Annotated in this window: 17 protein-coding genes and 1 pseudogene; 13 read left to right on the top strand and 5 right to left on the bottom strand. The window is 43.9% G+C overall.

All coding sequences use genetic code 11. The annotated features are described in order from the left end of the window. Positions 1 to 35: 35 nt before the first annotated feature. From ACUUHJ_RS25070 to ACUUHJ_RS25055, 4 genes and pseudogenes are all read right to left on the bottom strand, one after another. On the bottom strand, positions 36 to 506 hold the full coding sequence (locus tag ACUUHJ_RS25070) for an isochorismatase (RefSeq protein WP_289674294.1): 471 nt from the start codon (positions 504 to 506) through the stop codon (positions 36 to 38). A 32-nt stretch (positions 507 to 538) separates the two neighbouring features. Then, complete coding sequence (locus ACUUHJ_RS25065; protein WP_088909106.1) at positions 539 to 892, bottom strand: DoxX family protein; 354 nt, start codon at positions 890 to 892, stop codon at positions 539 to 541. A 16-nt stretch (positions 893 to 908) separates the two neighbouring features. Further along, positions 909 to 1,517 (bottom strand): TetR/AcrR family transcriptional regulator, encoded by a 609-nt coding sequence (locus ACUUHJ_RS25060; RefSeq protein ID WP_289674292.1) that lies wholly within the window; start codon positions 1,515 to 1,517, stop codon positions 909 to 911. A 258-nt stretch (positions 1,518 to 1,775) separates the two neighbouring features. Continuing rightward, positions 1,776 to 2,140, bottom strand: a pseudogene (locus ACUUHJ_RS25055) (transposase); the annotation flags it as partial. Between the two features lie 576 nt (positions 2,141 to 2,716). Between ACUUHJ_RS25055 and ACUUHJ_RS25050 the strand changes: the two are divergent. The 12 genes from ACUUHJ_RS25050 to ACUUHJ_RS24995 all read left to right on the top strand — a co-directional run bounded on the left by ACUUHJ_RS25050 (position 2,717) and on the right by ACUUHJ_RS24995 (position 13,652). Then, positions 2,717 to 3,826: an S-layer homology domain-containing protein gene (locus tag ACUUHJ_RS25050; RefSeq protein ID WP_289674289.1), complete on the top strand. Its 1,110-nt coding sequence runs from the start codon at positions 2,717 to 2,719 to the stop codon at positions 3,824 to 3,826. Between the two features lie 132 nt (positions 3,827 to 3,958). After that, entirely contained in the window at positions 3,959 to 4,180 is a 222-nt protein-coding gene (locus ACUUHJ_RS25045; RefSeq protein ID WP_472300231.1) for a helix-turn-helix domain-containing protein, read from the top strand. Between the two features lie 42 nt (positions 4,181 to 4,222). Next, complete coding sequence (istA, locus tag ACUUHJ_RS25040) at positions 4,223 to 5,725, top strand: IS21 family transposase (RefSeq protein ID WP_472298126.1); 1,503 nt, start codon at positions 4,223 to 4,225, stop codon at positions 5,723 to 5,725. Then, a complete protein-coding gene (gene istB / locus ACUUHJ_RS25035; RefSeq protein ID WP_092272886.1) occupies positions 5,722 to 6,441 on the top strand; it encodes an IS21-like element helper ATPase IstB in 720 nt (239 codons plus the stop codon). Before istA ends, istB begins: the two co-directional genes overlap by 4 nt. Before the next feature lie 304 nt (positions 6,442 to 6,745). Further along, positions 6,746 to 7,066, top strand: a complete 321-nt coding sequence (locus ACUUHJ_RS25030) for a helix-turn-helix domain-containing protein (RefSeq protein ID WP_472300230.1) — start codon at positions 6,746 to 6,748, stop codon at positions 7,064 to 7,066. A 20-nt stretch (positions 7,067 to 7,086) separates the two neighbouring features. Continuing rightward, positions 7,087 to 7,944: an IS3 family transposase gene (locus ACUUHJ_RS25025; RefSeq protein WP_472301242.1), complete on the top strand. Its 858-nt coding sequence runs from the start codon at positions 7,087 to 7,089 to the stop codon at positions 7,942 to 7,944. A 702-nt stretch (positions 7,945 to 8,646) separates the two neighbouring features. Next, on the top strand, positions 8,647 to 9,930 hold the full coding sequence (locus tag ACUUHJ_RS25020; protein WP_289674287.1) for a helix-turn-helix domain-containing protein: 1,284 nt from the start codon (positions 8,647 to 8,649) through the stop codon (positions 9,928 to 9,930). Positions 9,931 to 9,933: 3 nt separating this feature from the next. Next, positions 9,934 to 10,056: a hypothetical protein gene (locus ACUUHJ_RS25015; RefSeq protein WP_016742160.1), complete on the top strand. Its 123-nt coding sequence runs from the start codon at positions 9,934 to 9,936 to the stop codon at positions 10,054 to 10,056. 186 nt (positions 10,057 to 10,242) lie between these two features. Continuing rightward, on the top strand, positions 10,243 to 10,491 hold the full coding sequence (locus ACUUHJ_RS25010; protein ID WP_472300229.1) for an HD domain-containing protein: 249 nt from the start codon (positions 10,243 to 10,245) through the stop codon (positions 10,489 to 10,491). A gap of 130 nt (positions 10,492 to 10,621) precedes the next feature. After that, positions 10,622 to 11,095, top strand: a complete 474-nt coding sequence (locus ACUUHJ_RS25005; protein ID WP_472300227.1) for a tripartite tricarboxylate transporter TctB family protein — start codon at positions 10,622 to 10,624, stop codon at positions 11,093 to 11,095. Between the two features lie 18 nt (positions 11,096 to 11,113). Continuing rightward, a complete protein-coding gene (locus ACUUHJ_RS25000; protein WP_472300225.1) occupies positions 11,114 to 12,640 on the top strand; it encodes a tripartite tricarboxylate transporter permease in 1,527 nt (508 codons plus the stop codon). After that, positions 12,630 to 13,652 carry a tripartite tricarboxylate transporter substrate binding protein gene (locus tag ACUUHJ_RS24995; RefSeq protein ID WP_289674281.1) on the top strand — a complete coding sequence of 341 codons (1,023 nt, stop codon included), beginning with the start codon at positions 12,630 to 12,632 and terminating at the stop codon, positions 13,650 to 13,652. The genes ACUUHJ_RS25000 and ACUUHJ_RS24995 overlap by 11 nt, the downstream gene beginning before the upstream one ends. 57 nt (positions 13,653 to 13,709) lie before the next feature. Here the strand turns inward: ACUUHJ_RS24995 and ACUUHJ_RS24990 are convergent, their stop codons facing one another. Continuing rightward, positions 13,710 to 14,183 (bottom strand): GNAT family N-acetyltransferase, encoded by a 474-nt coding sequence (locus ACUUHJ_RS24990; protein WP_015892881.1) that lies wholly within the window; start codon positions 14,181 to 14,183, stop codon positions 13,710 to 13,712. A 397-nt stretch (positions 14,184 to 14,580) separates the two neighbouring features. Between ACUUHJ_RS24990 and ACUUHJ_RS24985 the strand changes: the two genes are divergently transcribed. Beyond that, positions 14,581 to 15,351, top strand: coding sequence for a 3-hydroxyacyl-CoA dehydrogenase (locus ACUUHJ_RS24985; protein WP_472300224.1), 771 nt, complete (start codon positions 14,581 to 14,583; stop codon positions 15,349 to 15,351). Positions 15,352 to 15,394: the final 43 nt, after the last annotated feature.

Below are 15,394 nucleotides of genomic sequence, written 5' to 3'. Positions count from 1 at the left end.
TTTTGTAATACGGCTGTATCAAGTAATGGAAATTATTATGTGTCTTCATTAAACTGCAAGTTTAAATACTCTTGTACATTAGGCCCATTAGGATTAGCTAATACTGTTTGAATCCATGCTTCCCTCTCAAAGCACAGTACGCGAAGGTCCCAAACACAAGCAATTAACCCTGTAGGTGTTACGTACGTAAACTCTTCTGGATTATCATGAGGTGCAACGTAAACTTGATGATGTAATTCATTTTCGTCAGACCACCAATCAATAAATATAAAGCTTGCACCGCGCCCATCATGAACCCCTATAAAGCCAACACCATAACGATTTTCAGTTATTGCAGGTCTGGGAAGACACTCACAAGCAAGTAATTTCGCTCTTTCAATTATGTTTGATCTAGGAAACTCACCTTGATATGTTATTCCATATATTTTTAACGTCCAACCTGAATGATCCCAAAGTTCAAGAAATCGAATGGGTCTCTGTTTATAACTTTCTTCAATTTTAATCATGAATATCACCTCGTAATAAGTCTTTTTTAGAATTAGAAGAACCCCTTCAGATTCCGTATAATCACGATGATAGATAAAATGAAGCAAACCAATGCAGGAATGATCGTTACAACAGATTGGTTTGCCCGAAAAATATGGGCGTGAATAGCGCCTAACATGAGAATTACAAACAGTACACCTGCCCCAGCAGCCAAATATCGATTCCAGGCACCCAAAATCATTGCTATACCTCCAATGAGTTCAAGAAATCCAATTACAGACATAAACCATAACGGATATTGGTAGTGTTGCCAATGCTCAACCTGGAATGGTATGCGCAAGAGTTTTATAACACCGCCTGTTAAAATAAAAACAGCTAGAATTACCTGTATGACAGTAGTTATCATTTAACCCCCACTCCTTTCAACTATCTTGTATAGTGGTATCTCCGTTTGCAAGCATCCCATATAACAAAAGATTGACTACTTGTAACGCTAGACTTTCTGGCCCCTTAATCCCAGATAACAAAAGGGAAAGTGTTAGACGTTCCACAATTCCAACTATGCACTCCGCTACGGTTTCCATCGCCAATTCAGAACGAAAATGGCCCATTTGTTGTTCTGCTCGCAAATTATCTATAAGCAGAGAAGTTAGCTCTTCCTTGATTTGATCCGACTTTGGGGCCAGAAAAAGCCCGATACGAGTTAAATTTGGAGTTGCAGCTAGAAAACGGAAAATCGTCTCTAGTGTCATCAACAACTGCTTTGGAACATCGTGTGTCTCTACCGTGGGTGTAAAGCGACTTTTTTGTACTAACATTCGCAGGCGGGTACGAAACTCGTTTACTAACTCGTCAAAGATGGCTTCCTTGTTTGAAAAGTAGAGATAGAAAGAAGGTTGAGTCAATCCAGCCCGTGTAACAATAGTACTAACTTTTGTCTCATGAAACCCTCGGTTTGCGAATTCATCCGCCGCAATGGTAAGCAATCGCATTCGGCTTTCCTTACCTTTCATCCCTTTTACTAGTGTCATGTCCATATCATCTCCTGAAATACTGAAAATAACAGTATTTGATATTACTTAAAAATAACGTTACTTGAAAGTAATGTTTTTCTTTGGTAATATCTCATAGATGATACTTCGTTGTCAATATGATTAATTAGAAGATAATTTACTTTTTTTGGTAGTTGGAGTTGTTGTGATCATATAAAGTTTCTAATCAATTATGATCGGAATATTAAAAAAGTTGAGAAATTAAAATAATTACGAATCACCTTAATAGGAGGAGTAGTCAAGGTCAATAACAATCATCATACAGGCAGCTTTATTGACGGTTGCTCCGTCTTGCTTTACCTTAAAGTGAATTGCGTCTAAGAAGAAAAAGTATAAACCAATTGCAAGGGACGATTTTGCTACTCTTTTATCATCGGGTCGACCTTATTCGTTACATTGCAAATGAGTGTTGGTGAGACGTCGACGCTGTAGGAACGGTATTCTTGCTATACCCATTGCGGCTGTTGGTTAGAGGACTCGATTTCAGCCTCCAGCATTTCTTGGATCGTGTCTGCAAATAGATCCTTTAACGCTGACTGTACGTTGTCCACTGACTTCATGTTTTTCTCTTTAATCCACTGATTGATCTGCTCTTTTGACATTATAAAAACCTCCCGACCTTTCTAATCTAATTGTAGTTAAGAGGTTGAGAGTTTTATTTACATTATCGTATCGCTAGAATGATATATAATCGGGCAGAAATGTGAAAGAATGTACTGAATAAGCCGAGTTCCGGATCAAAACCTCCAGCTTGCAAACCGCTTCCAGCAACAGGCTGTATTCCGTATGAACATGTAGGTGTACAAAGTCCGGATCCGGCTGCTCTCCTATAATGGCGACCTCTACATAACAGGAATGTTAGTTCCATCGTGACGAGTTCGGGAGACAGCTGTCTACGGAAAGGATTTTAGGGGGGAGATTGTTCCCTGAATGCAAAGAGCACCAACTTATGGAGGAGGGTGCTCTTACTAACCGTAGTCGTTTAACGGGGAAGAGAGGAATACAGCTTATCCAAGTAAGCGACGGCTGCTTGCTCGGCATCTTCTTTTTGTTTGATTCCGCTGACCATTTTTATAAAAATGTGATAATATGACATGGTTTTTCAAAGGGAATTAAATGAAAAACAATAATTACTTGACCCAACGATTCTTAAGAGAATCAAGGAGGTTTATAGAAAAGTGAAGATAAAATTAATGACTTTGATTACATTCTTAACATTATCACTCTTTTCATCGTCAGCTACTGCCACAACATTTTCAGACGTACCTAATGATCATTGGGCAAAAGGAACTATTGAAAGAGCAGTAAATCAAGGGATCATAAAAGGATATCCGGGTAACCGCTTTGAACCAGATGAACATGTATCTGTTGCCGCATTTTTTACCATGTTGTCCAGAGCTTATCAAGTTCAGATTACGCCTAACAATAAGAAATTAGAACATTGGGCAGACTCGATTTATGAAGCCATCGAAAAATATCAATATCCTTATTCAAAATTACAGCAAAAGTATATAAATCGTTGGGGATCTAAGTTTCTCTATAGGGATCGGCCGATCACCAGAACTGAAGTAGCAGAAATCATTGCGGGGGCAGATGGGGTGAACTATCGCGGAGATTTTGCAATTCATTATATTCTCAGCCAAGGCTACGCAAGCGGAAAACTCAACGGGCAAACGAGCATATTATCCTATCAAGGCAAGAGTTTCTTAACCAGAGCAGAAGCGGTAGCATTTATTGAGAAGTTAAAAACCAAGGGCTTAAAAGAACTTCGGGTTCGTCCTCAACAACCAAGTGATCCAAAGAAATTGCCACCATTACCTAATAATCAGTTCCCTGATCCAAAGGAAGGGGTTCTTCACGAAGTGTTGATGAATTATCCAGGGTATTATGTTGAACCACTCCATCCAAATGTCAATTCCATGTTTAGGGCTATTCAGCGAGAGATTATCCCTGCTGAAAAAAATGGAGATGATGCAAAGCTCGAACTACTCATCCTTTTTGAAGATCTTACGGAGTTTGGTGACGATTTTCATGGTTTTAAGAATGAAGAAGACGTGCGCCTTGGTGGTCTTTCTTCAATTGTTATCTCTGATTTCGAAAACGACAACGCGGTTCTGATTGCCATAGATACCTTCCGTCAACTTGATATCGAACCCCCTCCTCGTTTTCTCGAAATCATCAAGGAGGTAATGACATTCAAACAGAAAAAAGTAGTTCCGTATGACGGAGGGCAATTTATCATAGTCTATCAAGGAAGTCAGTTAACGATTTCTTTGCAGAAGAAATGAATACAAAAATTTCTGTTTCGGATAAATATACGTTAGTTCAATTAAAACAACGGTAGTCTAAGACTGATATGCTCCCCATACGGTAGACAGGCGAAATAATAAAAAGCTTGCTATTGTGAGGGGAGCTTTTTCATGTCTAGAGGTAAATATAATGCTTTCGAGAAACTCGCCATTCTCGAAGAAGTATCAAATGGGGAAATTGGTTTCCTGGCAGCTGCGAAGAAATATGAGATTAACAAGACGACTTTAATGAAATGGCAGCGTCGTGTGTTTGGCAAAATAAAAGTACACACTTTGGCAACCGAAAAGTGCAGACCATTTCCGAACATGAAAAAAGCCTTGCCAGCTAACTAAACAACCCCCTACTCTTCTATTTGCGGAACAGATAGGAGAGGGATGAAAGGAATGCTGGCAATGGCTCAACAATACTATATCAAATACTTGCGGGACGTAAAAGATCAATCGATCTCCCAGATAGCAGAACAAACTGGTGTTAACTGGAGAACAGCAAAGAAATATGCAGATTGTTCGGACTGGAACAAAGAAGAGTGTCCTCTTCGAGGAAAATTCCCTATTATGGAAGCTTATCGTGAGCAAGTGGATACTTGGCTTATGGAAGATCAAACCCGCCCCAAAAAGCAGAGGCACACGGCAAAACGTATCTATGATCGCCTTGTTTCCGAATTTGGCTTTGCAGGATCAGATCGTACCGTACGGTACTATGTTGCCAAGCGGAAGTTAGAACTGCAAATCGAAAAATCGGAACCTTATATTCGTTTAAAACATCCAGGTGGAGAAGCTCAGGCGGACTTTGGAACATTTCAAGCAATTATTGGCGGTGAACTGGTAGAGCGGAAAATGTTGATCCTCTCCTACCCTTACAGCAACGCGGCATTTGTTTTTGTTACTCCGAAGGAGAACACCGAGTGTTTCTTGGAAGGGTTACGGCGGTTATTTGAGATGAGCGGCGGAGTGCCTAATCGAATCTGGTTTGACAATCTTTCAGCGGCAGTTGTATCTGTAGGAACCGATGGAAAGAGAAAGCTTACAGACGAATTTCAACGATTTGCTCTTCACTATCGCTTCCAGCCTGTATTTTGTAATCCAGCTCAGGGAAACGAAAAAGGACATGTTGAGAATAAAGTTGGTTATGCACGAAGAAATTGGTGTGTTCCATTACCTGTAGCCAATGATTTGGAACAACTACAGTATGTTATCAATCAGCAAGCCTTTGAGGATTTGAAAAGACTCCATTATGCGAAGGGAGTCTTACAGCAAGAGCTTTGGGAGCGAGAGAAAATCAAGCTTTTGGAACTTCCTCTCGTACCTTACGAGGCTTTCCGTTTAGAATCCGTAAAAGCCAATGGATACGGTGAAGTTCTCGTTGATCAAAAAACGTTAAAGGTTCCATCTATCCGTTCTCACGAACGAGTATGGCTGAAGTATTGGTGGAACAAAGTAGACGTACTAAATGACAGCTATGAAGTCCTCATTTCACTACCAAGGGGATATATAGACGAGCCGATCCCAATTGATCTGCAAACGCTGTTGGAGCCACTTTATAATAGGCCGAAGGCTCTCGATTACAGTTCTGTCCTTGCTTTGCTTCCCAGCCAAACAAAAGCTTTTCTTCAATCTGTGGAAGGAAAAAGTCGCAAAGCAAGAATCGGCTGGATCATTCGAATGCTAAGAACATACCAAATTGAGGAGATCGAAAGATGCCTTACGCAAGAAAAGCAGGATGATGTGAGTCGATTGGAGCATGTTCTGTACCGTTTACGTCATCCAGAGATAATCCCAACACCTATGAAAGACAATCGAACACCGTCTGTTTTCGTTGGGTATCAGCCAGATCTTTCGAGATATGATCAACTTCAACGGACGGAGGTACGAAAATGAGAGAAGAATTACGTCAACTATGCAAGCAGATGAGATTAGCACATGTCATGAATATCTATGATCAAGTACCGTTTGAACACCCAACTCAGTTTCTTCATGCGGTTCTATCAGCGGAACGAAGTTCCCGTGAGCAGGGAAAAATCCGACGATTGTTACAGAAAGCAAGATTTACGCAAATAAAGACTTTTGAAGGGTACTCTTTCGAGTCGGTTTCGCTACCTGAGAGTGTAACGATTGAGGAATTGAAGAGAGGCTCGTTTGTAGAACGAAAGGAAAATGTTATTTTGCTGGGTGCCGTAGGCACAGGAAAGACGCATCTGGCCACGGCAATTGGTGTAGAGGCGTGTAAACAGGGGAAAAATGTGAGGTTTTATCGGGTTGCAGAGTTGGTTTCCATTTTGCAAACCAAGTTTCATGCTGGCAATCTACCGAGATTTCAGAAGGAATTAATGGATGCTGATTTACTAATCTTAGATGAGTTAGGATTTGTTCCGTTTCACAAGGATGGTGCTGACCTACTTTTCCATCTAATCTCAGAATGTTATGAGCGAATCAGTGTCATTGTTACCTCGAATTTGGAATTCAGCCAATGGAATACGGTTTTCGGAGATAACCGTTTAACCGCTGCCTTGATTGACCGTCTTGTGCATCATGCTCACATCGTAGCTTTCACAGGAGAGAGTTATCGCCTTCGGCATGCTCTTTCCCACCGTTAATAATAAAAATTTAGCCTGGCAAGGCTATGCACAAAATGGCTGCCGAACTCTGCACTTTTTACTTGCCAAATACAAGCGTCGGTACAAGATGTATGGATTTGAAGGGTTAGAGCGTCGTACGCATCTTCAACGCTATAGTGCTGAGCTTAAGCTCCGAGCGGTAATGGATTACCTTGAGGGGGGATTGTCTCAGTACCAGATCATCGATAAATACAAGATTGCTAGCACGAGACAGCTTTTTAATTGGATCAACAAGTATAATGGTCATAGCAGCTTAAAAGCCTATAAAGGGGGAGCAAAAGCTATGACAAAGGGTCGCTCTACGACTTGGCAAGAACGGATTGAGATTGTGCAGTATTGTCTGGCACATGAGCATAATTACCAAAAGACAGCTGAACATTTTCAGGTCTCCTACCAGCAAGCATACCAATGGGTGAAGAAGTTCGAAGATGGCGGTCAGGATGCGTTAAAGGATGGACGAGGGAGAAAGAAAACTCCGGAGGAGTTAACAGAGACCGATCAACAGAAACTCAAGATGAAGAAGATGGAGTACGAAATTGAGCGACTTCGGGCGGAAAATGCATTCTTAAAAAAGTTAGAGGAGCTAGAAAGAAGGCGACGCTAAATCAGACACGATAGGAAACAATTTACCTTGCCATCCAAGCGCTTCAAAAGGATGCATCAATTGGCGTTCAACTCCTATGTAAAATTGCAGGAATTGCACGCTCAAGCTATTACAAGTGGCTAAATCGCAAACCCAGTGCTCGAGAGATGGAGAATGAGAAGTTTACCCAGGTGATGATGACCATCTATGAGAAAGTGGAGCACACCTTTGGATACCGTCAATTAACCTTGCATATGCGAAAACAAACCAGAAAAACCATTAACCATAAGCGCGTAGAACTGTTAATGAAGGTAATGGGAATCCAGTCTGTTATCCGGAGAAAGAAAAAGAAGTACACAAACGCTACACCGCAGCAAGTGGCGGAAAACCTACTAAACCGTAAATTCCACGCTGATGCACCGAACGAAAAGTGGCTCACCGATGTAACGGAATTCAAGTACGGTAACGGCCAGAAAGCGTATTTAAGTGCTATTCTGGACCTTCATGATAAGTCAATCATCGCCTATGTATTAGGGCGTTCCAATAACAATCCACTTGTATTCCAGACGTTGAAACGGGCCTTGCAGGCAGCACCAGGAAGCAGCCCCATGCTTCATAGCGACCGAGGCTACCAATACACTTCCTTGGGATTTAAGAAACTTTTGGATGACAACAACATAATCCAGAGCATGTCCCGTGTGGGACGATGTATCGATAAAGGCCCAATGGAATCTTTTTGGGGGACCCTCAAATGTGAGGAGTACTATTTGCACACGTACCATACTTTTGAGGAGCTTGAGAGAGATATTGAGGCCTATATCCACTTTTACAATTACGAACGATTACAAGCAAAACTAAACGGCCTCAGTCCGATGGAGTTCAGGACCAAGGCCGCCTAAATTTTTATTATTTGTACTGTCTACTTGACGGGGTGCAGTTCATAATTATTGCCTTTATTTTTTATTGTCATCCTACCTAAAACAAAACAAAAATATATCAACGGCTTCACCGTTATAAGTCTATCAATAATATCTATGATTATATCTGCTCACGTTGTCATTTATCAAGCTATCATTGCCGATGAGATTGGATTAGGCGGAGATAGAGGTTCTATGTTTATGTTCTTAGTAATTGGAGCTTTCGGTTTACTTAATCCTTTTATTTATCTTTTTAGACAGGGAGATTAATGGACATCAAGAAGGTTATTGAAATGAATTAAAGCTTTTCTTAACGAACTAAGGCGGCATAGTTCATTAAGAGTTTACAAAATGATTAAACTATTTTATGACCTTCAGCTTCCCGATTATCTTTCTCAAAGTAATGACGTCTGATAAGTCAAACCATTCGACAGTACAACTTAAAAGAATTCACATCACATTCAGTAAACCAAATTGCTCGATTCGCATAAAGGCTTCATCCACTCAAATTTGGATGGAAGCCTTTTATGTTGCCAAGTATAGGTATGATCGATCTATTTTTTCTTCCTTCACTCTATTAAAAAGTGTAATCTATTTAAAAAATGATTCAAATCGATTATATCATTCGTGGTTTAATGTGCTATCATATCCATAAAAAGGAATCATCAGGAGGGTGTATTTGCTGTGATTTCAGAGGGAAAGACCTTTGGGGGCATATTACGAGTATATCGAAATAGAGCAAACTTAACACTGACTGAGTTATCAGAAAGAACAGGTGTAGCTTCTGGAACCATTAGTAAGATAGAATCTGATGCCTTTACTTTACCAAATATGCAGCATGTAATGAAGCTGGCAAAAGCACTAGATATTCCACTTTATACAGCGATCGTACCCTATTTATATAAAATTAAGCGCGAAGCGACACTTCGGTCTCTATTAGAGGCTGTGATGCAAGAGAAGAATGTGGTTCTTACCAACAAAGTAGCTTTGCAATTGCTAAATTGTCCCAAAAGCAATACATTTCTTTCTTTAGACTATCTGTATCAAAGCGCGGGAATGGAAGGGAATGAAGAACTGCGCTTGGCTCTTTATGACGTGATTTGTGATTACTCACGTGAGCACGGAATTCCTTTATATCTGGCAAGATCGCTTTTCCAACGATACATGATTCGACGTGAAAATCTAAGCCAATTAGATCAAACCTATGTAGAAGGCAAGGAGCTATTACACTACACGTCCTATCTGCATATCAATGAGCGAATTTTGACCTACTATAAATTTTCCTTCCATGCATTGCGTCTTGGATTCTATTCAGATTGTATTCATCTGTGTAAACAAGGACTTGAAATCGACCATAGTCAGAGTGAGCAAAAAGCAGCAGCGATTCTTGCGATCATCATTTCCTATTTTGAGTTGGAGGACTACACATTAGGACATTTTTATCTGGAGAGATACGAAATGTTCGATTATCCCGAGGTACATAAACATGCCAGACATATTCGGGGGAAACTATACGGAAAGACAGGGAAATTTGATAAAGCCATTCCGGTATTACAAGAGTGTCTTGCGCAACAAGCACAGGATGAAAAAATTGTGATTGCGAATGATTTGCTAGAGATTTATATCCAGGTAGGAGAAGAAGAGAAAATCCGTGAACTATTTTTGGCAGAAGCATCGATCTTGCCAGAGAATTTAACTACTCCGAATCAATACAATCAAATGGGACTGTATTTCCGAACAAAGGGCACCTTTTACATTCAAAAAGACGAAGCAGACTTAGGAATCGATAGTCTTGTGGAGAGCGTGAATTACTATCGCGCAATCAATGAGATAAAACAAGCAGATAAGAGTCTGAGCGTACTTTTTGAATTCTATGTGTCAAAGAAAAAAAATCTTCCTTTTGGTATACTCCATAAATTGGTAAACGTGTATAATGGAAGTAATCATAGATCCAAACAGGAGGTATAGGTCATGAAGAAATGGATATTGTCTTTGTGTATGTTAACCGCCTTCATTACAATGCCGGTTTTAGTAGAACAACCAGCCAAGCAATCTAATCTGATTATACAATATGGCTGGCCGGAGCCTTGGTAATCATCTTTTTTCTCTGACAGTAGAAACATAAGCAACATACTGAACCATACAATCAATGCCCTCCAATTGGAGGGCATTTCTTATACGCAAAAAGGTGACTTCGGAAGACAACATTTTCACTTGAGTAATTCGTTATAATTAATTATAACTAGTTATATGTAGTTATAATTGGTTTGGAGGTAGCGGATGCAGATGGTGACGATGACGATGGTTAATTCGCAAAAATTATGGATGGTGGTTAAGCGGATGGAGCCTCATTTGATCCGCAATCAAGCCAATATGGAGAAGCTTTTGAAAATGCTCATGATCCACGATGTTTCGAGCGGCGATATCAAAGAGCTTTGGAGCGAGTTCGAAAGCAATGAGACGTATGAAGCGAAGGTCGCTCATGCCATTATTCGTCTGAGCGACCAAATCGAAATGGAACGAAGTTGAAATCAAAATGTAAATGACTACCATACGCTGTGTCCCATACGGACTGGCTATGGTAGTTTTTTTATGCTTTCGCACACAATGGGCGCATATGCCATAGGCTGGTGGTAGCTTTTTTGCTGAGGTGATACACATGAGACGCCCGGATAATCAGCCAGATTTTATCGGTGCCCTCCTAAGTATGTTTCTTGGAGTCGTCCTATCATTCGAGGCCTATCGTCTGGAGGCATTTTCGACGTCCTTGTACGTAGGGGATCACACGTTGCCTGCTATTCTCGGCTTACTGTTTTTCATGCTCGGGGGTGTGCTGCTGGTCCAATCATTCCGCGCGACAGAGGAAGCCTCTTCGCCAAATCCCGGACCGCTTTTTCCTGGAAAAAGGCTGCGCCTGCTGCTTTGCTTTTTATTCCTGTTGCTGTATGTCTGGCTGCTCGGCGCGATCGGCTACACAATGGCGACGCTCTTTGTCTCCTTTGTCTTTTTTATATTGATCGGCAGCTATCGGTGGCGTACGTCCATCGTGTACTCCGTCCTTTTGACAGGGGGGCTGTATGTGGTGTTCATCTACTCGCTGCATATCACGCTGCCTGGAGGCGATTGGTTTTAGAGCAAGCATGATAAGGAGGTGCTGATCATCGAGACGTTCCAATTACTACTGGCTGGTTTTGCTTCAGCCCTCACGCCGGAGCATCTGCTTATGGCAGCACTTGGCGCTCTTATTGGCACCTTTGTAGGCGTGTTGCCCGGTCTTGGTCCCACTTCTGCCATCGCGATTCTGCTTCCGGTGACAGCCGTACTGGAGCCGACACAAGGGATGATCATGCTGGCAGGGATTTATTACGGTGCCATGTACGGCGGTTCGACGACTGCCATTCTGCTCAATATCCCGGGGGAGCTATCGTCAGTCCCCACGTGTTTGGATGGCTATCCGCTCGCGAAAAAAGGGAGAGGTGGGCCGGCATTGGGGATATCCGCACTGGCTTCGTTTGGTGCAGGGGTACTGGGGGTAATCGGCCTCGTCTTTTTCGCTCCGATTCTGGCAGATCAAGCCTTAAAATTCGGACCGCCTGAATACTTTGCGCTGATGATTTTGGCTCTCACGCTGATGGTCAGTCTATCAGGAGGATCATTGGTCAAATCGTTTTTGATGGGGGCATTCGGCTATACGCTCGCTCTAGTTGGACTGGGACCCTCTTCGGGCATGCCGCGCTTTGATTACGGCGTCTCGGCATTGGTCGGCGGTTTTGACATGATTAGCATCATTATCGGGTTGTTTGCGATTACGGAAGTCCTCAAAGGGATCGATGAAAAACACACAGCTACCCTGCTTGGCAAGCCAGGGAGTGTCTACCCGAAAAAGGAAGACTTGAGAGTAAGTGCTGGGCCTATGCTGAGGGGCGGGATTATCGGCTTTTTTCTTGGATTGCTGCCAGGCTGTTCGGCTGCGATCACGTCGTTTTTGGCGTACGATATGGAGAAAAAGCTATCGAGGCATCCCGAGAAGTTTGGTCAGGGAGCGATCGAAGGGGTGGCGGCACCAGAGGCAGCGAATAATGCGACGAGCAGTGCGGGCTTCATCCCGCTGTTTTCGCTCGGGATTCCTTCCTCACCGCCGCTGGCGATTTTGTTGGCAGGCTTGATGATCTATGGATTGACGCCAGGCCCTGTTTTGTTTGAACAAAATGCGAGCTTCGTCTGGACGGTCATCGCTTCGATGTTCGTGGGCAATGCGATGCTTCTTGTGCTGAACCTCCCGATGGTATGGGTGTGGGTCAAACTAACGAGAGTACCATATGGCATCATGGCTCCGATCATCCTGATGTTCTGCACGATTGGGGCATACAGTGTGCGCAACAGCATGTTTGATGTGTGGGTAGCGTTTCTGTTTGGCGGACTTGGGTATGTTTTCTCCAAATATAAATGGCCAGTTGTTCCGCTGGTGTTGTGCTTCATTCTGGGACCTCTTCTGGAAGAATCCTTCATTCAAACGATGGCGATGGGCGCGGGTGATCTCAGCATTATTTTGTTTCGGCCTCTATCGTTGACCATCTTGCTGGCAGCTGGAGCACTCTTGATCATCTCCATGATGCTGAACCGCCGGACACAGCAACGGCTGAAAGAAGAGCGAGACCGGGGAGTAGATGTCGCGTAGGGAGGAAGAGTCATTGAAAGGGTATAAACAATGGGCAGCTGTCATCTTGTCGTTACTTTTGGCGGCAGCCGTTAGCGCATGTGGAAATCAAGGTGCAGCCGAGTCGGCTTATCCATCGAAGCAGGTGGAGTATATCGTGCCGTATTCTGCCGGGGGCGGAGTTGATCTCGTGGCCAGAGCGGCAGCAGATTATTTGAGCAAGGAATGGGGGCAGCCCATCGTCGTCGTCAACAAGGCGGGAGGTGGTGGGGCGGTAGGAGCGGAGTATGCTTTGAAGCAAGCCAAAAACGATGGTTACACAGCACTTGCTGTCAATGTATCCAATACAACGATGCTCGCTGCCGGGATGAAAACACCGCCGATTACAAACGAGGATCAAGTCTATACAGCCAGGATTGGCAAAGGGACGCTTGCTTTTGCTGTGAAAGTCGACGCACCTTGGAAAGATTTCGCTGAATTTTCCGCGTGGGTTCGTGCGAATCCGGAGCAGTTAACATGGACTTCTGTAGGGCCAGCAGGTTTTTCCGCTTTTGGGGTAGCAGAGTGGTTGGATGTGATTGGGGCTGACTTCGCCAAGACGAGAATGATCGTGACGAAAGGCGCATCTGACTCCGTCCCGAAAGTCGCTGGAGGGCACGCGATTTTGGCGGTGCATACAGTGGGGGAGATCATGCCGATGCTGCAAGCAGGCAAGGTCAAAATCCTCGCCGTATCCGGTGACACGCGAAGTCCATTCCTACCTGACGTTCCTACAGCGGAGGAGCAAGGCGTTCAAGGCTTGTCGGTTTTCTGGTGGACGGGAGTGTCGTTTGCCAAAGGAACGCCAGCGTCGATTATCCGCAAATGGGAAGAAGCGATTGCCAAGATGGAAAAGGACCCAGCCTTTTTGCAAAAGCTGAGAGAAATCCATGTGGAGCCGGCATATGCGGTAAGTGAAGCATTTACGAAGGAAACACAGGCAGAAACAACATACTACTTAGAATTGGCGACCAGGAAGGGCATTCGAAAATAAGGGCGACAAAAGAACTAAGGGAGAATGGCCTGTAGCTGTTCTCCCTTTTCCATCTATCTATTTAGGTATCCGTTTTTCGTACCTGAATTTATAAAAACCATTTGTTGCGTTCGGTTCAGTCTCGCCGACCTTTTTGTAACCGCATTTCTCGTAGAAATGTTGGTTGCGCACCGCTTCATAGCCTGTATCGAGCGTCCACTTTTTGATGTGTGGATACGCGGCCTCCATGAACTGCATGGTTTGGCTTCCGATACGCAGGTTTTGCTTATCAGGATCGACATAAATGATCCCCAGCTCCAAATGCTCATGGTCGACTGGAATGAGGCAAAAACCGCCTACGATCTGGTCATCCAGCAAGATCGTATAGTAATGGGCCTTTTGCATGAACAAAATATGCTGGTCAGGCTGGTCATGTCCGGCAGGGCCCTCTCCGTACTTTTGGACGTCCTCTGCGAAGCAGCGAGTGGCAATTTGGGTGAGTTGCTCCGCGTTCGCGGGGACAGCCTTTTTGAAAAAAACCATAGGACTCATGAGATCATCTCCAGTTCGTCTGACTACTTCGAAATTGGTGTATGAATGATTAGTAAAATTCTCCTATATAGCAGACGGATGAACCCACAGAATGGTTACCTATTTATTTTAGGCATGAAGCTTTCTAACGGTCCTCTCTCGAACCAATGTCCGGTTTTTACCCATGTTTTAACCAGCGAGATAAAGCAATATTCCGGTCACAAATAAAAACAAGTGGATAAGCACAATTGTCCTTTGCCCGGACACAGCTGTCTCACACCTGTCTGGATTTGAGAAGGTGCAGACTGCTTGTCGCTTCGGAAAAACCACGTGCGACAAGGGGGAGCTCGGTTGGTATCCAACTTGCAGAGCTTTTTTCTGAATGCGGATGCAATAGCAGAGGAAGGGAGAGAATGGCTTGGATATGCGGGAAGTGGTTGCCATTGTAACGGGTGGTGCTTCCGGTTTGGGAGAAGCCGCTGTGAGGAATGTAGTTCAACACGGAGGAAAAGTAGCCATTCTTGATTTGACGGTGGAGAAGGGGCAAGCGCTGGCGAATGAGTTGGGGCGCGAGAATGCTTTGTTCGTGCATACCGATGTCATGAGTGAGGCGAGTGTAAGGGAGGCCATTGATCAGGCTGCTGGCACATTCGGTACGATTCACGCCGTGGTCAACTGTGCGGGGATTGGTTTGGTACAAAAAACGCTGTCGCGAAGCGGTCCACATCCACTGGAATCCTTTAGCAAAGTCATTTCAGTCAATCTGATCGGTACTTTTAATGTTATTCGGTTGGCGGTGGAGCAAATGGCAGGAAACGAGCCGAACCAACAGGGGGAGCGGGGTGTCATCATCAATACCGCATCGGTGGCGGCTTTTGAAGGACAGGTGGGGCAGGTTGCCTATAGCGCCTCCAAAGGCGGAATTGTAAGCATGACCCTGCCGCTAGCAAGAGATTTAGCTTGGTATGGCATACGCGTTATGGCGATTGCTCCAGGGCTATTTGACACGCCGATGTTCGATCAGCTCCCGCGCTCTGAAAAAGCTGCGTTGGGTGCGACTGTTCCTTTTCCCGCTCGCATGGGTGACCCGAAAGAATACGCGATGCTCGTGAACAGCATCCTCACCAATCCGATGTTGAATGGAGAAACGATCCGGCTGGATGGGGCAATCAGGATGGCACCGAAATAGAGGGGGCGTGTTGACAGGAAAATAGTTAGGTGCCATACTATAT

The sequence above is a fragment of the Brevibacillus schisleri genome (assembly GCF_055685845.1).
The sequence above is the reverse complement of the archived record's forward strand: the minus strand, read 5'-3'. Positions and strand labels throughout refer to the sequence as shown.